This is a genomic window from Pseudomonas sp. P5_B2 (assembly GCF_056400445.1).
Map to the genome: position 1 here is coordinate 1 of NZ_JBFULH010001176.1, position 903 is coordinate 903.

1 protein-coding gene is annotated in these 903 nt (G+C 53.3%); it reads right to left on the minus strand.

All coding sequences use genetic code 11. The features are described 5' to 3' along the window. The coding region (locus AC1DRJ_RS30010) for an AAA family ATPase (protein WP_477805316.1) at positions 1-599 on the minus strand (599 nt) is incomplete at its 3' end. Positions 600-903: the final 304 nt, after the last annotated feature.

The window sequence follows — 903 nt, forward strand, 5'->3', positions numbered from 1 at the left end:
AGGATATAAAGGTCATGCGGCAAGCCATACTCAATCACATCGCCGCTGACAGGATCGAGCATTTCAAAATACTGAGTCTCCGCACGTTTCCCCCCATCAGGTGCTAGGCGTTTATCGGACTCAATAGCCACGATGGAACCACCGAAGACCTGCACAGCGGGCCCACGATTAATTTCATCAATAATCAGCAGGGACGCACCGTTGGCGGTTTTAGCATGCTCACTAGCCCGATACAGCGTCCCTTTGACGATGGCAAAGTCAGGCTCTCCAGCCTTTTTGTTCACCGCAGGGGTGATCCCTGACACGAAATCTCGGTACTTTGAGCTTTGATGAAATACTGTACGAAATACCCTACGGCTCATCTTGGTGGGAGCAGGAACGTCCTTAGCATCCTCGCCCGCAGCGGGTGGGATCGGGACGCCCCCCGAGCGATTAAGCTTCGGCGCCCCTCCTGCGGGAGCAATTCCGAAAGCCGACTCAAAGGCTAAAGCAACCTCAGCAAGCAACCTCGACTTACCTGTACCTGGCGGACCTGAGATCAACACATTCCGGGAGCGGGCCAACAACTTCAATGCCTCTTTGCAGTGATCACTTGTCATTTGCAGAACCAACCGGCATTTGTGAAATCATGGTACCCGAGAGCGACCTGATTGGATGGACGAGCGGCATCAAGGCAATCTAAAAGCACCTTAGCGACTACAGGATGCCACTCATTTGGTGTTCGCAACGACCTCTCTTCGGCGTAGTGGGGCCACACAGACCCATCGTCTTCTTGGATTAGCAGCAGCAAGACCCTATTACCAACACCAATCTTTACCTTAGTGGCATCGAAGCATCCATACTCGTGAATACGTGCTATTCGACCCTCCCCAGGTCTGGCGTCTGTCGGCGGCTCCATATATG